This is a genomic window from Komagataeibacter swingsii (genome assembly GCF_003207895.1).
GTDB lineage: Bacteria > Pseudomonadota > Alphaproteobacteria > Acetobacterales > Acetobacteraceae > Komagataeibacter > Komagataeibacter swingsii.
This window is the reverse complement of record NZ_NKUB01000014.1, coordinates 1-19,728: the sequence shown is the minus strand read 5'-3', so window position 1 is coordinate 19,728 and position 19,728 is coordinate 1. Positions and strand designations below refer to the sequence as shown.

At 63.5% G+C, this 19,728-nt stretch carries 19 protein-coding genes; 13 read left to right on the top strand and 6 right to left on the bottom strand.

The genetic code is table 11. From position 1 onward, the window contains the following. Positions 1-14: 14 nt before the first annotated feature. The 7 genes from tilS (at position 15) to CFR76_RS11370 (ending at position 8,466) form a co-directional block, all read left to right on the top strand. Positions 15-1,289 carry a tRNA lysidine(34) synthetase TilS gene (gene tilS, locus CFR76_RS11400; RefSeq protein ID WP_110557147.1) on the top strand — a complete coding sequence of 425 codons (1,275 nt, stop codon included), beginning with the start codon at positions 15-17 and terminating at the stop codon, positions 1,287-1,289. Positions 1,290-1,420: 131 nt separating this feature from the next. Next, positions 1,421-3,361 (top strand): ATP-dependent zinc metalloprotease FtsH, encoded by a 1,941-nt coding sequence (ftsH, locus tag CFR76_RS11395; protein WP_025439397.1) that lies wholly within the window; start codon positions 1,421-1,423, stop codon positions 3,359-3,361. Positions 3,362-3,595: 234 nt separating this feature from the next. Further along, a complete protein-coding gene (gene folP / locus CFR76_RS11390; protein WP_167402116.1) occupies positions 3,596-4,633 on the top strand; it encodes a dihydropteroate synthase in 1,038 nt (345 codons plus the stop codon). 51 nt (positions 4,634-4,684) lie between these two features. Beyond that, the gene (gene glmM / locus CFR76_RS11385; RefSeq protein ID WP_025439394.1) at positions 4,685-6,043 is read left to right on the top strand and encodes a phosphoglucosamine mutase; all 1,359 of its coding nucleotides are present in this window, start codon (positions 4,685-4,687) and stop codon (positions 6,041-6,043) included. Between the two features lie 3 nt (positions 6,044-6,046). After that, positions 6,047-6,850: a bifunctional hydroxymethylpyrimidine kinase/phosphomethylpyrimidine kinase gene (gene thiD, locus CFR76_RS11380; protein ID WP_110557145.1), complete on the top strand. Its 804-nt coding sequence runs from the start codon at positions 6,047-6,049 to the stop codon at positions 6,848-6,850. 138 nt (positions 6,851-6,988) lie between these two features. After that, entirely contained in the window at positions 6,989-7,714 is a 726-nt protein-coding gene (locus CFR76_RS11375) for a response regulator transcription factor (protein ID WP_110557183.1), read from the top strand. 305 nt (positions 7,715-8,019) lie between these two features. Further along, positions 8,020-8,466 (top strand): hypothetical protein, encoded by a 447-nt coding sequence (locus CFR76_RS11370; protein WP_244191901.1) that lies wholly within the window; start codon positions 8,020-8,022, stop codon positions 8,464-8,466. Between the two features lie 43 nt (positions 8,467-8,509). On the opposite strand, the gene CFR76_RS11365 is transcribed toward CFR76_RS11370, so the two are convergent. The 3 genes from CFR76_RS11365 to CFR76_RS11355 form a co-directional block, all read right to left on the bottom strand. After that, entirely contained in the window at positions 8,510-8,764 is a 255-nt protein-coding gene (locus CFR76_RS11365) for a hypothetical protein (protein WP_110557144.1), read from the bottom strand. A 210-nt stretch (positions 8,765-8,974) separates the two neighbouring features. Continuing rightward, the gene (locus tag CFR76_RS11360) at positions 8,975-9,586 is read right to left on the bottom strand and encodes a hypothetical protein (RefSeq protein WP_110557182.1); all 612 of its coding nucleotides are present in this window, start codon (positions 9,584-9,586) and stop codon (positions 8,975-8,977) included. 113 nt (positions 9,587-9,699) lie between these two features. Beyond that, positions 9,700-10,392, bottom strand: a complete 693-nt coding sequence (locus CFR76_RS11355) for a YfdX family protein (protein WP_110557143.1) — start codon at positions 10,390-10,392, stop codon at positions 9,700-9,702. 390 nt (positions 10,393-10,782) lie between these two features. Here CFR76_RS11355 and dinB point away from each other — a divergent pair, with 390 nt between their 5' ends. After that, positions 10,783-11,892: a DNA polymerase IV gene (gene dinB / locus CFR76_RS11350; protein WP_208623983.1), complete on the top strand. Its 1,110-nt coding sequence runs from the start codon at positions 10,783-10,785 to the stop codon at positions 11,890-11,892. Between the two features lie 229 nt (positions 11,893-12,121). Beyond that, complete coding sequence (locus CFR76_RS11340; RefSeq protein ID WP_244191900.1) at positions 12,122-12,793, top strand: SDR family NAD(P)-dependent oxidoreductase; 672 nt, start codon at positions 12,122-12,124, stop codon at positions 12,791-12,793. A 42-nt stretch (positions 12,794-12,835) separates the two neighbouring features. Here CFR76_RS11340 and CFR76_RS11335 read toward each other — a convergent pair whose 3' ends face one another. Genes CFR76_RS11335 through CFR76_RS11325 form a run of 3 tightly spaced genes read right to left on the bottom strand, consistent with a single transcriptional unit; the run spans position 12,836 to position 15,737 of the window. Further along, on the bottom strand, positions 12,836-13,423 hold the full coding sequence (locus CFR76_RS11335) for a DUF1643 domain-containing protein (RefSeq protein ID WP_208623982.1): 588 nt from the start codon (positions 13,421-13,423) through the stop codon (positions 12,836-12,838). 45 nt (positions 13,424-13,468) lie between these two features. After that, the gene (locus CFR76_RS11330; RefSeq protein ID WP_110557139.1) at positions 13,469-14,755 is read right to left on the bottom strand and encodes an NAD(P)/FAD-dependent oxidoreductase; all 1,287 of its coding nucleotides are present in this window, start codon (positions 14,753-14,755) and stop codon (positions 13,469-13,471) included. A 58-nt stretch (positions 14,756-14,813) separates the two neighbouring features. Further along, the gene (locus CFR76_RS11325; RefSeq protein ID WP_110557138.1) at positions 14,814-15,737 is read right to left on the bottom strand and encodes an MBL fold metallo-hydrolase; all 924 of its coding nucleotides are present in this window, start codon (positions 15,735-15,737) and stop codon (positions 14,814-14,816) included. A gap of 90 nt (positions 15,738-15,827) precedes the next feature. On the opposite strand from CFR76_RS11325, the gene CFR76_RS11320 reads away from it, so the two are divergent. The 4 genes from CFR76_RS11320 to CFR76_RS11305 all read left to right on the top strand — a co-directional run bounded on the left by CFR76_RS11320 (position 15,828) and on the right by CFR76_RS11305 (position 19,333). Then, positions 15,828-16,499, top strand: a complete 672-nt coding sequence (locus CFR76_RS11320) for a peroxiredoxin (protein WP_110557137.1) — start codon at positions 15,828-15,830, stop codon at positions 16,497-16,499. Between the two features lie 6 nt (positions 16,500-16,505). Further along, on the top strand, positions 16,506-17,408 hold the full coding sequence (purU, locus tag CFR76_RS11315) for a formyltetrahydrofolate deformylase (protein ID WP_110557136.1): 903 nt from the start codon (positions 16,506-16,508) through the stop codon (positions 17,406-17,408). A gap of 50 nt (positions 17,409-17,458) precedes the next feature. Further along, positions 17,459-17,914: a manganese-binding transcriptional regulator MntR gene (gene mntR, locus CFR76_RS11310; protein WP_110557135.1), complete on the top strand. Its 456-nt coding sequence runs from the start codon at positions 17,459-17,461 to the stop codon at positions 17,912-17,914. Between the two features lie 78 nt (positions 17,915-17,992). After that, on the top strand, positions 17,993-19,333 hold the full coding sequence (locus CFR76_RS11305) for a DUF763 domain-containing protein (protein WP_110557134.1): 1,341 nt from the start codon (positions 17,993-17,995) through the stop codon (positions 19,331-19,333). The last annotated feature ends 395 nt before the right edge of the window (positions 19,334-19,728 follow it).

The following is a 19,728-nucleotide window of genomic DNA, read 5'->3' as shown; positions in this document are numbered from 1 at the left end:
GCGAAAGGGCGCTGGTGCTTTCGGCTGAACCGGTCAGTCCGTCACGTTTTGCCGCCATGATGGCGTCCCTTGGGCCGTGGCCGGGCCAGGGCGTGCCGGTGGCGGTTGCCGTATCGGGTGGGGCGGACAGCATGGCGCTGGCCATCCTTGCGCGGCAATGGCGGCATGACGTGGTCGCTCTGGTGGTCGATCATGGGCTGCGTGCCGAATCCCGGTCCGAAGCCGAGCAGACCCTGACCCGGCTGTCCATGCTTGGCATTCCCGCGCACTTGCTGGCCCTGACCGGGCTGGCGCGCGGGCCGCGCATGGCGGAACGTGCCCGGCGCATGCGCTACCAGGCCCTGTTTGCGGCGTGTCGGGAAATCGGGGCGCTGGACCTGCTGGTGGCGCATCATGCGGGGGATCAGGCCGAAACGGTCATGATGCGCAGGCGCGCCGCCAGTGGCGATGACGGGCTGGCGGCCATGGCTGCTGCGATTCCTGTGGCCGATGTGCGCATTGTCCGGCCCCTGCTGGGCATTGCCAAGGCTGCCCTGTATGCCACGGTCCGCGCGGCGGGGGTGGCATGGGTGGAAGACCCGTCGAACCATGACCTGCGTACGGAACGCGCGCGGGCGCGCTTGGCGCTGGCGCATGACGGGGGGCGTGGCGCGCGGTTGCTGGCCACGGCGTGGCACGCGGGGGCCGGGCGCATGGCGCGCGACGGGGCGGATGCGCGGTGGCTTGCAGCCCATGCACGCTTCCATTGCGGGGGCTGGGTGGTGCTGCCGACGGCGCTGGCGCCTGCACGACTGCTTTCCGCCCTGATCGGCGTGGTCGGGGGGCGGGATTACCCGCCGGGGCGCGAGGCTGTCGAAAGGCTGGCCCATGCGCCCCGGCCCGCAACCCTAGCGGGTGCGGCCATCATCCCGTGGCGCGACGGGCAGTGGATCATCGCGCGTGAGGAATCGGCACTTGCCCCCCCCATGCCCGCCCGCGCGGGCGATGCATGGGACCGGCGCTTCGTGCTGCGGGCGCGGTCCCTGCCATCAGGGTGGACCATGGGGGCAGCGGGGGCCGTGGCGTCGTGGTGGCCGCCCGGCCGGTCGCGTTCCATCTGGCCCGCGCGCGTGTTGCGCACGCTGCCCGCGCTGTGGCATGATGGACGGGTCATGGCCGTTCCGCATATGGGGCTGCGCATGCTGGATTGCGTGGCCGATGCGGTTTTTGTGAACCAGCCACCCCATCCCGTGCTGCCCGGAGCCATGTTTTATGCTGCCGATGACGGGCCTTCTGATCCATTGTCATAAAAGGTGGTGGATTGGGGGTGTGAATGTCCCTTGATCGTCCTATGTATGATAGGACGTAGTGAACGTGGCGTCTGTTCGTCTGCCCGCGTGGGGTGATGGCGAAGGGGCCAGCGCATGGAACAGTAGGCAAGATGAACAATTTCGGCCGTAACCTGGCCCTGTGGGTTATCATCATCGTCCTGTTGCTGCTGCTGTTTAACGTTTTCCAGCCGGGAAGCGTGCAGCACGCATCGCAGCAACTCGCATATTCCGATTTCATCGGGGATGTGAACAGCGGGCATGTCCGGTCCGTCGTGGTGCAGGAACATAACATTACCGGCACATTGACGGATGGCACCTCGTTCGACACGTATGCGCCGCAGGACCCGACCCTGATTTCCCGCCTGACGGACAAGGGGGTGGAGGTCGCGGCCAAGCCACTGGAAAGCGACACCAATCCCTTCCTGCGTTACCTCATCAACTATGCGCCGCTGCTGCTTATGGTGGGTGCGTGGATCTTCATCATGCGCCAGATGCAGTCCGGTGGCGGGCGCGCCATGGGCTTTGGCAAGTCGCGTGCGCGGATGCTGACCGAAAAACAGGGCCGCGTGACCTTTGATGACGTGGCGGGCATTGATGAAGCCAAGGGCGAACTGCAGGAAATCGTCGACTTCCTGCGTGACCCGCAGAAATTTACCCGCCTGGGCGGCAAGATCCCCAAGGGCGTGCTGCTGGTCGGCCCCCCCGGCACCGGCAAGACGCTGCTGGCGCGCGCCATCGCGGGTGAGGCGAACGTGCCGTTCTTCACCATTTCCGGTTCCGATTTCGTGGAAATGTTCGTGGGTGTGGGCGCCTCGCGTGTCCGTGACATGTTCGAACAGGGCAAGAAGGCCGCGCCCTGCATCATCTTCATTGACGAAATCGATGCCGTTGGCCGCCACCGTGGCGCGGGGCTTGGCGGCGGGAATGACGAGCGCGAGCAGACCCTGAACCAGATGCTGGTCGAGATGGACGGGTTTGACAGCAATGAGGGCGTGATCCTGATTGCCGCCACCAACCGCCCCGACGTGCTTGACCCCGCCCTGCTGCGTCCCGGCCGCTTCGACCGTCAGGTCGTGGTGCCCAACCCGGATGTGGCCGGTCGCGAGAAGATCCTGCGTGTCCATATGCGCAAGGTGCCGCTGGCATCCGACGTGGACCCCAAGGTGATTGCCCGTGGCACGCCCGGTTTCTCGGGTGCGGATCTGGCCAACCTTGTCAACGAAGCGGCCCTTATGGCCGCCAGGCTGGGCAAGCGCACCGTCGCCATGCTGGAATTCGAGAATGCCAAGGACAAGGTGATGATGGGGGCCGAGCGCCGGTCCCTCGTCATGACCGAGGACGAGAAGAAGATGACCGCCTATCACGAAGGTGGCCATGCCCTTGTCGGTATCCTCACGCCCGGTTCCGATCCGGTGCACAAGGCGACCATCATCCCGCGCGGCCGTGCGCTGGGCATGGTGATGAGCCTGCCGGAAAAGGACCGTTATTCCGAAAGCCGGTCGTGGTGCATTGGCAAGCTGACGCTGGCCATGGGCGGGCGCGCGGCGGAGGAGATTATCTTTGGCCCGGACAACGTCTCCACCGGGGCCTCGGGCGACATCAAGATGGCGACCGATGTGGCCCGCCGCATGGTGACCGAATGGGGCATGAGCGAAAAGCTGGGCATGGTGGCCTATGGCGGCAACGGGCAGGAAGTGTTCCTTGGCCACAGCGTGACCCAGAACAAGAACGTATCCGAGGAAACGGCCCGCGAGATCGATAACGAGGTCCGCAAGCTGATCGACGCGGCCTATGACCGTGCCCGCAGCCTGCTGCTGGAACATATTGACCAGTTGCATCGTCTGGGTAGCGCCCTGCTGGAATATGAAACCCTGACGGGTGAGGAAATCCGGCAGGTGCTGCGAGGCGAGAAGATCGAGCGCGTGGTGGTTGATGACCCGATGCCCGAAAACCGGCGCCCGTCCGTGCCGCCTTCGGCGCCTTCCGCCCCGGTGGCGCCCCTGCCCGCACCGGAAGGTGGTGGTGGCGTTGGTACGGCACCGGCTGGCTAGGACGTTTGATCCGGATGGAAAGGAATATGGCGGGGTAGCTTATGGCTGCCCCGCCATGTTTGTATCTGCGGCATGTAGGATTGTTTTGAAACAATCCCTTGATAGGGAAGTAGTACAGGTTTTTTGGTGCCGCTTTTTTTTCAAAAAGGCGGTGTTGTCTGAAGCTGTAGGAACCATCCTTGGGATAGACAGGTTTCCGAAATGCTTTTCCGGATACCTGCTGACAGGATGACGATGAACGACTGGCTGATTGAACCCCTTGCCCTGCTGCATGGGCCAGCCGCCCGGCAGGCCGTGGCGGCCGGTCTGGCCCGCTGGCTGGCGGGGGGGCCGTCCGCCTATACGCTGGCGCGCTTGTGGGGCGGGGAGAAAGACGGGCATATCCTGCCTGCCGGCGCCATTCCCGCGCAATGGGCACGGGTCGCGGACCGGATCAGCGCGCCATTTCCCGATGCCGGCCTGCCGCCCGGCCCGCAGGTAATGGGAATCATCAATGTCACGCCTGACAGTTTCAGCGATGGGGGGCGGCATTACCATGCGGTCACCGCACTGGAGGCCATACGGGCGATGTATGCGGCCGGATGCCGGGTTGTCGATATTGGCGGTGAAAGTACCCGTCCCGGCGCGCCGCCGGTAACGGCGGAAGAGGAATGGCGGCGTATCGGTCCCGTTATCAGTGCGGTGCGGGAATGTACTGGCCTTGATGACCTGCTTCTGTCCATTGATACGCGACAGGGCATGGTGATGGACCGCGCATTGGGGGCGGGGGCCAATATCATCAATGATGTCTCGGCCCTGACATATGATCCGGCGGCCCGTGCGGTGGTGGCGCGGCATGGCTGCCCGGTCATGCTCATGCATATGCGCGGCACGCCTGCCACCATGCGCGACCATACGGCCTATGATGATGTTGCGGTGGACGTGGTGCGTGAACTGGCGCGCAGGGTGGGGGAAGCAGTGGCCGCCGGTATCGACAGGGCGCGCATACTTGTTGATCCCGGCATTGGCTTTGCCAAGACGGTGGAAGGCAACCTGGACCTGCTGGCCCGCCTGCCGATACTGGCCAATCTGGGCTGCCGGGTGGTGCTGGGTGTATCGCGCAAGCGCATGCTGGGGGAACTCTGCGGGCAACCGGATGCGGGCCATCGCGACCCGGCCACCATCGCCGCCAGCCTGCCGGGACTGGTTTTCGCCAGTACCGTGCTGCGTGTCCACAACGTTCCGGCCATGATGCAGGCCGTGCGGGTCTGCCAAGGGCTGGATCGTCACTGACAGGTAAGGTAGGTCGGTGTACGACCTGAATGCATCCGGAGATTCCCAGTCATGGTAAAAACAAGAAAGCTGTTCGGCACTGATGGTATCCGGGGAACCGCCAACCGTTTTCCCATGACGGTCGAAGTGGCGCAGAAGCTGGGACAGGCCGCCGGCCTTCGCTTCATTCAGGGAACGCACCGCCACAGCGTGCTGCTGGGCAAGGATACGCGCCTGTCGGGGTACATGATCGAATGCGCGCTGGTGTCGGGTTTCCTGTCGGCCGGCATGGATGTGACGCTGGTGGGACCGATGCCGACACCCGCCATTGCCATGCTGACCCGTTCACTGCGCGCGGATCTGGGGGTCATGATCTCGGCATCGCATAATCCGTATGGGGATAATGGCATCAAGCTGTTCGGTCCGGACGGATTCAAGCTGTCGGACGAGACGGAAGCCGGGATCGAGGCGGCGATGAATTCCGACCTGACCCACATGCTGGCGGCGCCGGACCAGATTGGCCGCGCGTCCCGCCTGAATGACGCGGCGGGACGGTATGTGGAAAACGCCAAGTCGTCGTTCCCGCGCGGGCTGCGGCTGGATGGGCTGCGTATCGTGATCGACTGCGCCAATGGCGCGGCCTACCGTGTTGCGCCCACGGCATTGTGGGAACTGGGGGCGGAAGTCGTGCGGATCGGGTGCGACCCCGATGGCATCAACATCAACGAAGGCTGCGGGTCCACCCGGCCTGAGGCCCTGTGCGCCGCCGTGCTGCGCCACCGGGCGGATATCGGCATCGCGCTGGACGGGGATGCCGACCGGGTACTGATTTCCGATGAAAAGGGCCGCCTGATCGATGGCGACCAGATCCTTGCCCTGATTTCCAAGTCATGGGCGCGGCAGGGGCGGCTGTCCAGCCGGTATATCGTGGCGACCGTCATGTCCAATATGGGGCTGGAGCGCTATCTGGAAACACAGGGGCTGGAACTGGTTCGCACGGCGGTGGGCGACCGTTACGTGGTTGAAAGGATGCGTGAACTGGGTGCGAATATCGGTGGCGAGCAGTCAGGGCACATGGTCCTGTCCGATTTCGCCACGACCGGCGACGGCCTGATCGCCGCCCTGCAGGTGTTGGCGGAAGTGGTGGAATCCGGCCGTCCCGCCAGTGAGGTCTGCCGCATGTTCAAGCCCTATCCCCAGCTTTTGCAGAATGTCCGCTTTGCCGGGAAAAGCCCGTTGCAGGACCCGCAGGTGCATGAAGCGCGCAAGGCCGCGGAAAAACGGCTGGGGGAACGCGGGCGGCTGCTGCTGCGTGAAAGCGGGACGGAACCGCTGGTGCGCGTTATGGCGGAAGCGGAAGATGAGGTGCTGGTAAAGGAAGTGGTCGAGGACATGTGCGACGCGATCAACGCGATCCAGATGGCGGGCTGACCGATGCGTGGGCGTATCCTTATCATGGCGGGCAGCGATAGCGGGGGCGGGGCCGGTATCCAGGCGGATATCAAGACCGTCACCATGCTGGGTGGTTTCGCCATGACCGCCGTGACGGCGCTGACCGCGCAGAATACGCTGGGCGTGCAGGACGTGATGCCGGTACCGCCCGCCTTTGTCATTGCCCAGATGCGCTGTGTCATGGATGACCTTGGCGTGGATGCGTTCAAGAGCGGCATGCTGGACCGTCCCGAAGTGATCGGGGCCGTCGCCAGCGTGCTGATGACGGCCACCGGCATTCCCTATGTCCTTGACCCGGTCATGGTGGCGAAGGGGGGGGCGGCGTTATTGCAGGACAGTGCGCTGTCCACCCTGAAATCCCGGCTGCTGCCGCTTGCGTCCGTCCTGACCCCCAACCTGCCGGAAGCCGCGGCCCTGCTGGGGCGGCGCATCGATGGCCGGGCGGACATGATTGCCGCCGCACACGACCTGCTGGCGCTGGGGCCGCGTGCCGTGTTGCTCAAGGGTGGGCATATGGAAGGGGATGAACTGGTGGATGTGCTGCTGGAACGTGGCGGCGTGGCGGAAGAATTCGTGACCCGGCGCATCCATACCCGTCACACGCATGGAACGGGCTGCACGCTGGCCAGCGCGATTGCAACCGGGCTGGGGCAGGGCATGCCGCTGCGCGATGCGGTGGTACGGGCACGCGCCTATGTGCATGAAGCGATTGCAGGAGCGCCCGGTTATGGGGCGGGGGCCGGGCCACTGGACCATACGGCCGGAATGCCGATGTGGGGATCTTAATAGTTAATTAATAAAATGAATGGCATTAATTCATAAATATCGCAACAGCAGAGTAATATATTATCAACTTTAGGTTGTCCTGAAATTACAATGCACCTATAGGTGGTTGTGTTGTAAAATATCTACTGGATGGTTGATATGCGGATCCTGCTTGTTGAGCCTGTTGCACGAAAAGCCGAAGAGACCACCCTGCATATGCAAAAAGGTGGATTTATAGTAGATCATGTCAATACAGGGCATGATGCACTGGGCATGCTGAAATCTTATAATTATGACCTGGCCGTCATTGATGTCAGGCTGCCTGATATGGATGGGTATGAAGTCCTGCGCATCAGCCGGGCTGCGCGTGTACCCACCCCGGTCGTGGTCCTGTCGGAAGAACGGGCCCCGATGGCCAAGGTGAAGGCATTTTCCAGCGGTGCGGACGATTATGTGACGCGTCCCTACGAATCCATGGAACTCACCGCACGGATGCAGGCGGTCATACGGCGTTCAAAAGGGTATAGCGAACCGACGCTGCGCGCGGGGGAGCTTGAACTGAGCCTGGACAGCCGGGAAGTCACGGTCCATGGCCAGAATGTACACCTGACCGGCAAGGAATACATGATCCTGGAGCTGTTGCTGCTGCGCAAGGGCATGGTGCTGACCAAGGATGCCTTCCTGAACCACCTGTATGGCGGCATGGATGAACCGGAAATGAAGATTATCGACGTCTTCATCTGCAAGCTGCGCAAGAAACTGCAGATGGCTGGGGCAGGGCAGCTGATCTCCACCGTATGGGGGCAGGGATATGTCCTGCGTGATGAGGGCAGCCCGCTTGCGGCACCCCCCGAACGGGCCAGGACGCATGCCACGGTTTTCTGAACGCCCACCTGTCGCTGGTTGAAATTACGGATACCCCGTGCCTTTGAAAAGCCATGGATGCCATTGTAATATCTGGTAACAATAAAAAAAGGCAGGCCCCCTATGGTGGGCCTGCCTGAGTTTTAAAGTGATGATTCGATATGCGATGCCCCCATCGCCCTGTTGTTATTGCATTGGTGTTGCACCCCCGGACATGAGATAAATCAAAGTCGGTCGGAATAATGCATATGTTTTTTCTGTCGCATCTTTATTCCGTTCCGCGCATGGGACAGGATGCGGGGATTAACAGGATGGAATCAGGCAGAATGTCGATGGGACACAGGAAAAGGTTCAGGAACCTGTACACTGGCGGCGCATTGCTGGTCGCGGTGGCAGGGGGCCTGACTGCGTGCGAAAGCGTGCATGACCAGATTGTGGACAAGGAAAACAGCCTGGCCGCGGCAGGGTTCGTTGCCCGTCCCGCCAATACGCCGGAACGTCAGGAAATGCTGCAGAAACTTCCCCCCAACCGGTTTCTCCAGAAATCGTTCGGGGATCACATGCTGTATGTCTATTCCGACCCCAAGGTATGCAATTGCCTGTATGTTGGCAACCAGGCGGCCTATGGACGGTACATGTCCTATGTACAGGCCCAGAACCTGGCGGACCAGCAGCAGATGACCGCCGATATGTACCAGGATGCTTCATGGAACTGGGGCATGTGGGGCTGGGGTGGTGGCTGGGGCGGCCCATGGGGCGGCGGCTGGTGGTAAAGGGGGACGGTACATCCGTGTACCGCGCCTGTTCAGTGATATTTCACATCACTTTGGGGCGGTGGTCGGCATAGACCACCATCTGCCACGCCTCGCGCGTGCCCAGCCGGTGTGGGTGGGCATGGGCGGGGGGCAGGAGATGCCCCTCGCTTGCGGCAATTTCAACACCGCAGCCAACGCAGCGATAAATGCCGGAATGGGGGGCTACGGTACGGGGGGGATGGATCTTGTCGAATTCAGGATCGGTCCACGTATCAACAAACTGTGCGGACTGGTAAAGGGCCATCCCGTTCTCCATGGTTTCCCGTCGGCTGGCAGGGTTGTCCAGCCTGCCAGTGGGGCTGTTAAAATAACCTTTAACATGCATGTTATATTACGCCATCATCTCCGGTCATTCACCTTTCCGGTAACTTAATGCAATACCCCGGATGGGGTATGGGGCGCAGTTTATGGAACGGTTCGGGATGGCCGGAGTATAAGGCAGTATATTATTTAAATTCGTGTAATACTAACCCCCGGAATGCAGGGTCAGTGACTGGTCAATGGTCTGGGTAACGATGGCGTTCAGGCCGCCATGGGCGGCGGTCCACTGGAACGGGTCGGCATCATTGTTGAATGTCGGGTCAAGCTGGTCGTTGGCGACCGTGCCATAGACCTGGAAATACATGTCGGGACGGGCGGGGATGGTATCCATTGTCCATGTCCAGTCATCGGACAGTAGCGCCGTCGCGCCAAGGCGCGCGCAGGGATGGGCATGCGACAGGGTCGTGGCCGTCGTGGTCATGAGGGCCGCCTGCGGGCGGTGATAATCGCCATCACCCCCGATATCTTCCATCTGCAACTGGCGGCGGCGCGCTTCTTCGGCAGGCGGGATACCCCGCCACCCGTCCCCGTCCGGGGCGGCGTGGGCACGGTCCAGCGGGTCGGACGCCGGCCCGAAGGCATGCCCGGCATAGCTGAGCGCCGTGCCCGCGGGCACATGGACCGGCCCCCGGGCCGGGGCATCCTGCACAAAGGCGTTTTCCACCGCGTGCTGTTCCAGGCACAGTTCGATTTCGCCGCCTGCCCATGCGGGCCGGGCCGACAGGACGGCGCAGGCTAGACCGGCAGATGCGGCGATGCGGCAGGCCGCGCGCAGCCGGTCAGGCAGGCGATGCCGCTTTCCCGATGACCGGGAAGCGGCATGTGACGTCAGCATGCACTGCATGAAAACGGCCGGAAGGGGCTTGCGTATCAGTGGCTGGCGGACTTCTTGCCGCTACCCTGGCCCGCAGGCGAGCCGACCATGTCCTCGGATACGAAGCGGATGCTGTTCTGGGCTTCCTGCAATGCGCTGTCAGCGCCCTTGGTGTCCTTGCCCGCTAGCAGGTTGGATGCGCGGTAGACGTCGCCCGCGCTGGCATCCAGCGGGGCGATGGCCAGGACGAAGTCAACATCAACGGCCGCGACCTGCAGGTTCTGCGCCGCCTGTGCGGTCTGGCCCTTGTTCAGGCTGGTATTGGCGGATGCCACGGCCGAACCCTTGGCGGATGTAGGCTCAAGGTCCTCGGTCACGATATATTCGCCATCAACCGGCAGCCATGCGACAGGCTGGGTGGAAGCCGAGGCGGAGGGAGCGGGCGCGCCGGCCGGGGCCTTCTTGGGCGGGGTCAGCTGGGCTTCCGCCTTCATGAACACCTTGTTGTCGCTCTTGGCGCGGGTCAGGGCGTTGTTGGCGTCGGTCAGTAGCTTGGCCGCGCCGGCGGGGTCGTTATTGGCCAGCGCGGTGCGGGCCATGGCGATGTCGTCAAACGCGCGGCTGCCATCAGCCGACAGCTTGGCGAAGTCACGGTTGACGGCACGGCTGCTGGAAGGGGCGGCATGGGCAAAACCCAGCGCGGTTCCCATCATCAGGGCTGCGGCGGGCAGTAGGGCGAATTTCTTCATGGTTCATACTCCGGGTCTCTGTCATTGCATCATCGCGCGGTGCCAGATGTAACAAAAGATGTGGCAACGCAATGCGGCTGCCCTGTCTTCGCATGTCAGGCCTGACCGGGCGCACGCGTGTAAAAATGCGGTATGGTCATGTTTCCGCCATGCGCTAGTATCAAACAGTGCCGTTCCCGTCTGGAACGGACCTGTCTATCAAGGAATGAACCATGTCTGAATGTACAACCAAGTGCCCTTCCAAGTCCCCTTGCCTCAAGGGCATCCTGGTTCTTGGCGCGATCGCCGGCGTCATCGCGTATTTCCTTAAGAAGAAGAAGTGCAACGGCTGATCCGCCGTAATGCCGTGTCGGCCATGCCCCATCGGGGCGTGGCCGCGCGCGGCACGCCATGCCACCGGGCGCATGGTGCGCCGTGACGCGGCAGCCTGCGCACCGTCGTATCATCCATGTGGACATGGATGCATTCTATGCCTCGGTTGAACAGCGTGACGATCCGGCCCTGCGGGGCAGGCCCCTTGCGGTAGGGGGCGTGGGCCGCCGTGGCGTGGTGGCCGCCGCCAGTTACGAAGCCCGCCGCTTCGGTGTCCGTTCGGCCATGCCGTCCGTGACCGCGCAGCGTAAATGCCCCGACCTGCTGTTCGTGCCGCCGCGCTTTGATGTCTATCGTGCCGTCTCGGCACAGGTTCATGATATCTTTTCGCGTTTTACCCCGCTGATCCAGCCGCTTTCGCTTGATGAAGCCTATCTGGACGTCACGCACCCCCTGCTGCCCTACCCATCCGCCACGGCGATCGCGCAGGCCATTCGTGACCTTATCCGCGAAGAGACGGGACTGACCGCATCCGCGGGCGTATCCTACAATAAATTCCTGGCCAAGCTGGCGTCGGATTACCGCAAGCCGGACGGGCAGTTTGTCATAACGCCGCGCATGGGCGCCGATTTTGTGGCGGCCCTGCCGGTGGAGGAATTCCACGGCATCGGTCCGGCCACGGCGGCGCGGATGCATGCGCTGGGCATCCGCACGGGGCTTGACCTGCGTCGGCAGCCGCTGTCCCGCCTGCTGCGCCATTTTGGCAAGGCGGCGGATTTCTATTATGGCATCGCGCGCGGGATTGATGAACGCCCCGTCGAGGTCAATCGCCCGCGCCGTTCGGTGGGGGCTGAAAAAACCTTCGAAGCCGATATCCATGACTGGCCCGCCGCGCGCGATATCGTGGGGGACCTGTCGGCACGGGTATGGGATCGCTGCACGACCCGCGGCCTGACGGGTGTTACCGTGACCATAAAGGTGAAATACAACGATTTCCGCCAGATCGTGCGCGGGCGCACGGCGGTGGAACCGGTGCGTGACACAACCGATCTTGCGGATCGGGCGCAGGCGCTGCTGGCCCCGTGCTTTCCCCCGCCACGGGGCATAAGGCTGCTGGGCATTACCGTATCGGGACTGCGCGCGCGCGATACGCAGCCCGCGCCCCGGCAACTGGCGCTGTTCGGATAATAAAGAAGTTTCCGGTGCGGCTTTTTGCAAAAAGCTTCAGGGAACGTCGCCTTTTTGAAAAAAGGCGACACCCGGAAACTTTTATCTGTTCAAGGAATGATGGTGTCCCTTTTCATTCCGGCGTGCATATGAATTCGTCAGATCGTTCGCCATGTGAAAGGATGGTACCTGTATCGACAACAAACAGGATGCAGGAAAAGCCTAAATGGTAGAGTCCGGACGGGTCATTATGGTTTCAGGTGCCGCGCGCGGCATGGGGGCCGCCATCGCCCGCAAATTTCATGACGAGGGCTGGTGCGTCAGCCTTGGCATGCGTACCCCCCACATGCCCGCATGGGCGGATGGGGCGCGCGTGCTGGTTTCCCGCTATGACGCCCTTGATGGCAAAAGTGAAGCCACATGGGTGGCCGAGACACAGGCCCGCTTCGGGCGGATCGACGCCATTGTGGCCAATGCGGGCATTGGCACATGGAAGAGCGTCATCGACATTTCCGAACGTGACATGGATGATATGCTGGAAGTCCATATCAAAAGTCCCCGCAGGCTTGTGGCCGCCGCATGGGACCAGCTGGTGGCCTGTGGGCAGGGGCGGGTGATCGTGATCGGCTCACTGTCCAGCAAGCGGGTTTATGACGCGGATTCGGGGGCCTATGCCGTGTCCAAATTCGGATCGCTGGCGCTGGCGCATGCCATCCGCCATGCAGGCTTTGACCATGGCATCCGTTCCACTGTCATCTGCCCCGGATTCGTCAAGACGGACATGGTGGCCGGCATGATGCCGGACCTGAAGATGACCCCGCCGGAGGAAATCGGCCGCATTGCCCATTTCCTTGTCACGTCCCCCAATGAGGTCAGCATTTCCGAAGTGCCGGTCAACTGCCGGGCAGAGGAAAGCTTCTGACCAGCCTGCCGGCCAATGTCCGCCGCGTTCCGTCGCAGCCGTTCAGGCAGGCGGATAGGCGGGCAGGGGTTCGGGGCGCATGTCGGCGGGCAGGTAGAGCGGGTGTTCCGGCCGGCCTGAACGGCGGCTCAGGCGCATGGCGCTGACGGTAATGCCGTGCTGCTGCAGCATCCGCACCACGTCCGGCCCGCGCGGCAGCAGGCTCTTGATCTGGGGCGAGCCATAGGCGGCGATCACCAGGTCGGCCCGGCGCGCCATGGCCAGCAGGTGACGGTCATTATCGGGGCCAACGGGGTCGGGCACTTCCGTCAGGCGTTTCTGGTCGGTGCAGCGATAGGCGAACGTGTTGCCGACCAGCAGCGTGCCGTAGCCCCATGCGCGGGCATAACGCTGGCACTTGGCCACGGTGCGGTCATCCCCGTCCTCGGTCGCGACCGACGGGTTCATCATCAGCCACATGACGGCGGGGCGGCCCGCATCCCACGTGCGGGTCAACTCGTAGCGGTAGCATTTGTCCGGGCCGCCATAGACGGCATGGCTGACCACGTCATCGGCCAGGCGCAGCGGACGCGAGGACCCCACATGGTGGGTGGAGGGCTGCTTGGTATCCATGGCCGTATTCATACGCATGGCCGCGTGAAGGTCCACCCCACGCGGCCATGCATTATCAGTAATTTAGCGTGGCGTGCCGATCTTGTGGGGGGCGACCATGATTTCGCGGCCCTTGAGCATGCCATCCCAGTACAGCACCGGCATGACCCATTCCTTCAGCAGCCATGCCAGGTGCGTGGGCTTCTGGCCATTGAGCAGCCATGTCGGCAGGGTCGGTTCCAGCTTGCCGCCATAACCGAATTCCGCCAGCACGATCTTGCCGCGCTCGACCGTCAGCGGGCAGGCGCCGTAACCGTCGTAATCGGCGACGGCGGGCTTGTGGTCCAGCGTGGCCAGCACGTTGACCGCAACCACTGGGGCCTGCACGCGCACGGCCGCCGCCGTCTTGGCGTTGGACGTGCCGGCCACGTCACCCAGGGCGAACACGTTTTCATATTTCGTGTGTCGCAGGGTGGCGGGGTCAACCGATACCCAGCCGCCTTCACCCGCCAGCGGGCTGTTGCGGATCACGTCCGGCGCGCGCTGGGGCGGGACGACATGCAGCATGTCGAATTCCGTCTCGGTCGTGGTCTTGGCGCCGTCTTCGGCCACGTTGGTGAAGGTGGCGACCCGGTTCCTGCCATCCACCTTCGTCAGGTTGGATTTCAGGCACAGGTCGATGTGGTAGCGCTGGATGTATTCCATAAGCGCCGGCACGAATTCCTTCACCCCGAACAGGCCGGGCGTCGCGGTGTGGAAGGAGACGTTGATATTGTCGGCCAGCCCCCGCCTGCGCCATGCGTCGCAGGCCAGGTACATGGCCTTCTGCGGCGCGCCCGCGCATTTGATCGGCATGGGCGGCTGGGTGAACACGGCATTGCCCCGGCCCAGCGTCTGCACCAGTTGCCATGTATAGGGGGCAAGGTCGTAACGGTAGTTGGAGGTCACGCCATTGCGGCCCAGCGTTTCGCTCAGCCCCTCGATCGCGTCCCAGTCCAGCGTCAGGCCGGTCGCGACAACCAGCACGTCATAACGGATGGACGACCCGTTCGACAGGTGGACCAGGTTGGATTCGGGTTCGAACCCGGTCGCCGCCGCCTGCACCCAGTCGGCGCCCGCGGGGATCAGCCGCTTTTCCGAACGCCGCGTCTGGGACTGCTTGAACACGCCGCCACCCACCAGCGTCCAGCCCGGCTGGTAGAAATGCGATCCCGACGGTTCGATGATCGCGACCGTGATACCGCCCCGGCGCTTGAGGATGCTGGCCGCCGTGGACAGGCCGGCCGCCCCGCCGCCTACCACGACAACATCATAGGTCAGCCCGTGCGCGGGGCTGGACAGGTTCGGGGTGGCTGGGTCGGTATCTGTCATGAAAGGGTCTCCGTAACTCAGAATGAATAACCGGCTGTCATCGGCTGTAGCAGGGATGTCATGAACCGCTGACCGGAATCTTGATATAACTTACACCATTGTCTTCCGGTTCAGGCAGGTGCCCGCCACGCATGTTGACCTGCACCGAAGGCATGATCAGGTTTGGCAGCGACAGTGTCGCGTCGCGCGCGGTGCGCATTTTGACGAATGCATCTTCGTCCACGCCGTCATGAACGTGGATATTGTCGCGCCGTTCCGCGCCGATTGTGGTTTCCCACGCATATTCATCGCGTCCCGGCGCCTTGTAGTCATGGCACAGGAATACACGTGTTTCGTCAGGCAGCGACAGCAACCGCCGGATGGAATGGTACAGCGTGCGGGCGTCGCCACCGGGAAAATCGGCGCGCGCGGTGCCGTAATCGGGCATGAACAGCGTATCGCCGATAAAGGCCGCGTCCCCGATCACATACGCCATGTCCGCCGGCGTGTGGCCGGGCACATGCATGGCGATGGCGGGCAGTGACCCCAGCATGAACCGCGTCCCGTCGCTGAACAGGCGGTCGAACTGCGACCCGTCGCGCGCGAAGCGCGTGCCCGCGTTGAACATTTTGCCAAAGATATCCTGCACGCGGATGATGGATTCCCCGATGCCCAGCTTCCCGCCCAGCCGTTCCTGCAGCCAGGGGGCGGCGGAAAGGTGGTCGGCATGGACATGGGTTTCCAGCAGCCATTCCACCTTCAGCTTTTCCGCCGTCACGTAATCCACGATTTCCTGCGCCATGGCGTGATCGGTGCGGCCCGATGCGGGGTCGTAGTCCATCACGCTGTCCACAATGGCGCAGGCCATGGTGGCGGGATCATGGACGACATGGGTGGCGGTGAAGGTCGGATCGTCAAAAAACGTCCTGACAACAGGCACATTGCCCATGTCGCGGCATGTCATGATCTGTTTTGTGGCAGCCGCGATGACAGGGTCGGTCATGGAATGCTTTCCATACTTTATGAATTACATAATAAATGTATGTTATAAGATGCCTTGCGTCAAGGCGCGACAGATGCAAAAGGGCAGGGTATGAATAACGAGGGCAGCATTCCCGCAACCGGCGGCGTGACCGAACCACGCCCGTTGCGTATTGGCGACGTGGCGCCGGACTTTCAGGCCCGCACCACGAAAGGCGAGATACGCCTGTCGGATTTCCGCGGGCGCTGGCTCCTGTTCTTCTCGCACCCGGCGGATTTCACGCCGGTCTGCACCAGCGAATTCATGGCGCTGGCCAGGGCGCAGGACCGTTTCGACGCGCTGGACTGCGCCCTGCTGGGGCTGTCGGTTGACAGCCTGTACGCCCATCTTGCGTGGGTGGAGGCGATATACGAACGCTTCGGGGTCGAAATTCCCTTTCCCTTGGTCGAAGACCCTTCCATGGCGGTCTGCCGGGCCTATGGCATGCTGGACCAGACCGCGCAGAACAGTGCGACCGTGCGCGCGTGCTACGTGATTGACCCCGATGGCGTCATCCGCGCCGTGATATGGTATCCCATGTCCGTTGGCCGCTCGGTGGAGGAACTGCTCCGCCTTGTCGAGGCCCTGCGCCGCAGCGCGGGCAATACCGTCATGACGCCCGAAGGCTGGGTGCCGGGTGGTGACGTGGTCAGGCCCGTGCCCACCACGCAGGCCGGCGTGCGCAAGGCTGCGGGTGAATGCTGGTTCTACAACACCGTGCCCGATACGGGCCGCACGCGCTAGCGCGCCATGTCCGGCAATGGGGAAATGATGCCCGACCGCAAGAACAGTGACCGCCGTTCCTATATCCTGACCCTGTCATGCCCGAACCGCCCGGGCATTGTCGCCGCGATCAGCCAGACACTGTTCGAACTGGGCGGGGACATCGCGGGTGCCCAGCAGTTTGATGAACGCGAAAGCCGCATCTTCTTCATGCGCGTCGTGTTCAGCGTGCCGGCCGACGGCATCGTGCGCGGGGGGCTTGACGTAGCCCTGGCGGAGATCGCCGCCCGCTTCGGCATGAAATGGTCACTGCGTGAAAGCCCGCGCCCCACCCGCACCGTCATCATGGTCTCGCGCTTTGACCACTGCCTTGTGGACCTGCTGTACCGCTGGCGCATTGGCGAACTGGCCATCGAACCCGTGGCCATCATCGCCAACCACCCCCGGCAGACCTATGCCCATATCGATCTGGACGGCATTGCGTTCCACTACCTACCGGTCACCGCCGCCACGAGCGGCGAACAGGAAGCCCGCATCGCGGATATCGTGCGCGAGACGGAGGCCGAACTGGTGGTGCTGGCGCGGTACATGCAGATCCTGTCCGATGGCATGAGCGAATGGCTCGCCGGGCGCTGCATCAACATCCATCATTCCTTCCTGCCCGGATTCAAGGGGGCGCGGCCCTATCACCAGGCCTTTGCGCGTGGCGTGAAGCTGATCGGGGCCACGGCCCATTTCGTCACGCCCGACCTGGATGAAGGCCCGATCATCGAGCAGGATGTCGAACGCATCACCCATGCCGACAGCCCCGATGACCTGATCCGCAAGGGGCGCGACATCGAACGCCGGGTGCTGGCCCGCGCCGTGCGGTATTTCACCGAATGCCGCGTCATTCCCAACGGGCACAAGACGATCGTGTTCAACCCATGACGCCAGCGGGCCACGGCGGCGGGCCACGGCGCGGCCGGCACCCGCATCCCATGCCGGACGCCGACATGCAGTCCGCCGGTTTCCGTCAGGCGCGGCTGGCGCGCAAGACCGCCCTGGTCGAGGATTATGTCGAACTGATCGACGACCTGCTCAATAACGGGCAGGAAGCGCGGCAGGTGGATATCGCGGCGCGGCTGGGGGTATCACAGCCCACGGTGGCCAAGATGCTGGTGCGGCTGGAGGCGGACGGGCTGGTGACGCGCCGCCCGTATCGCGGCATTTTCCTGACCGAGGCCGGGCATGACATGGCGGCGCTGAGCCGCGCGCGGCACCATACGGTTGAATGCTTCCTGCGCGCGCTGGGCATCAGTGAAGCCAATGCCCGTATTGATGCCGAGGGCATGGAGCATTATGTGGGCGCTGAAACGCTGGATGCTTTCCGCCACGCGCTGGATGCGGGCCTTGCCGCATTCATGGAAACCGCCCGGAAGCACCGCCACGACTGACCCCCGGCGGGGGCAGGCCACAGGGGGAACGCCCGCAAGGGAAACGCCCACAGGGAAAATGCCCACGGGGGGAACACCATGACCAGACGCGCGGGTTCCGCCGATCTGCCGCTGCATACCGGGCGCGTGCCTGCGTGGCTGGGCCAGCGCATGGCGCGCCTTGGCGCGGTCATCACGCAGGCGGTCATCCATCATTACGGGCGCGATGAATTCCTGCGCCGCCTTGCCCATCCCTTCTGGTTCCAGTCCTTTGGCGCGGTCATGGGCATGGACTGGCATTCATCGGGCATGACCACCAGCGTGATCGGGGCGCTCAAGCGCGGGCTGGCCCCGCTGCAGGACGAACTGGGCCTGTATGTATGCGGCGGCCGGGGCCGCCATTCGCGCCGCACGCCCGATGAACTGCTGGATGTAGGGCAGGCGACCGGCCTTGACGCCACCGCGCTGGTGGCGACCAGCCGCATGGTGGCCAAGGTGGACAGCGCCGCCGTGCAGGACGGTTTCGACCTGTACCTGCATGGCTTCGTGGTGGCGGCGGATGGACGGTGGTGCGTGGTCCAGCAGGGCATGCATACGGGACGGCGCATGGCGCGGCGCTATCATTGGCTGTCGGAGGGGCTGGAGGACTTTGTCGAGGCCCCGCACGCGGCCATTGATGGCCGGGCCACGGATTGCGCGATCATGAACCTGACCGACCGGCGGGCCGACGCCGCGCGCCGGGGGCAGGTGGGGTTGCTGCACGACATGGGGCCGGACAGGCTGACACGCGAACTCATGCGCATCGAGGGGCGGCCACCCCCGCCCGTGCCCGCGCAGGGGGAACTGCCGCACCTGTCCATGCCCGGCCACCATGATGTCCAGCCGCAGGATGTGAACATGCGCCGCCTGCATGGCGCGCTGGCGGCGGCGGCGGAAGCGGGACCGCGCGATTTCGCGGGCCTGCTGCGCGTGCCCGGCGTGGGCGCGCGGACGGTGCGCGCGCTGGCGCTGGTGGCCGAGGTCGTGCATGGCGCGCCGTGCCGTTTTTCCGATCCCGCGCGGTTTTCGCTGGCCCATGGCGGCAAGGACCGCCATCCCTATCCCGTGCCGGTGGCGGTTTATGACCGCACGCTGTCGGTCATGAAGGCGGCGGTGACGGCAGCGAAGCTGGGACGCGAGGAGCGGCTGGACGCCATCCGCAGGCTGGATGCGGCGGCGCGCCGTCTGGAGCGCGATGCGACCGGCCCCACCTTTTCCGCCATCATGGCGGAGGAATGCAACCGTTCACACGAATATGGCGGCCGGTCGGTGTTCGGATATGAACCACCGCCGCCCCGGCGGGTTTCAGAAGAAGGGGAGGGGAACCGGGTCATGCGCCATGATGGCCAGCCACAGGACCAGCAGGGACACGAACGTGATACGTCCCGCCACGCGGGATAGGGATGTGCCTGTCATGCAGCCATGATACCGGGCCGAATACGGCAGAAATACGGACCAACCCGTTCGCCATGCCTGGAGGGCAGCATCACATCCATGACCGTAATTGATCCCCGTCCGCCCCACCCGGCGGATACCGATCCCGCGCCCGGCAGGGCGGGGATGGCCGACCTGCAGCCTTACCGGCATCATCCGCTTGCCTTCATTTTGTCAATCGGCACTCAAAAATAACCCCTGATCGGCATGCAATATTAACCCCCTGTTGAAGGCCCGGCCTGTCTCCTGAAGCCGTAGGCGTAAGGAGACAGGCCGGGGCAGGTATGGATCTGGAGAGAGGTTCAGTTACGGTTCCTGAACCGCCAGCTTTCGTTCCCTGTCTCGATGATGTCGCAGTGATG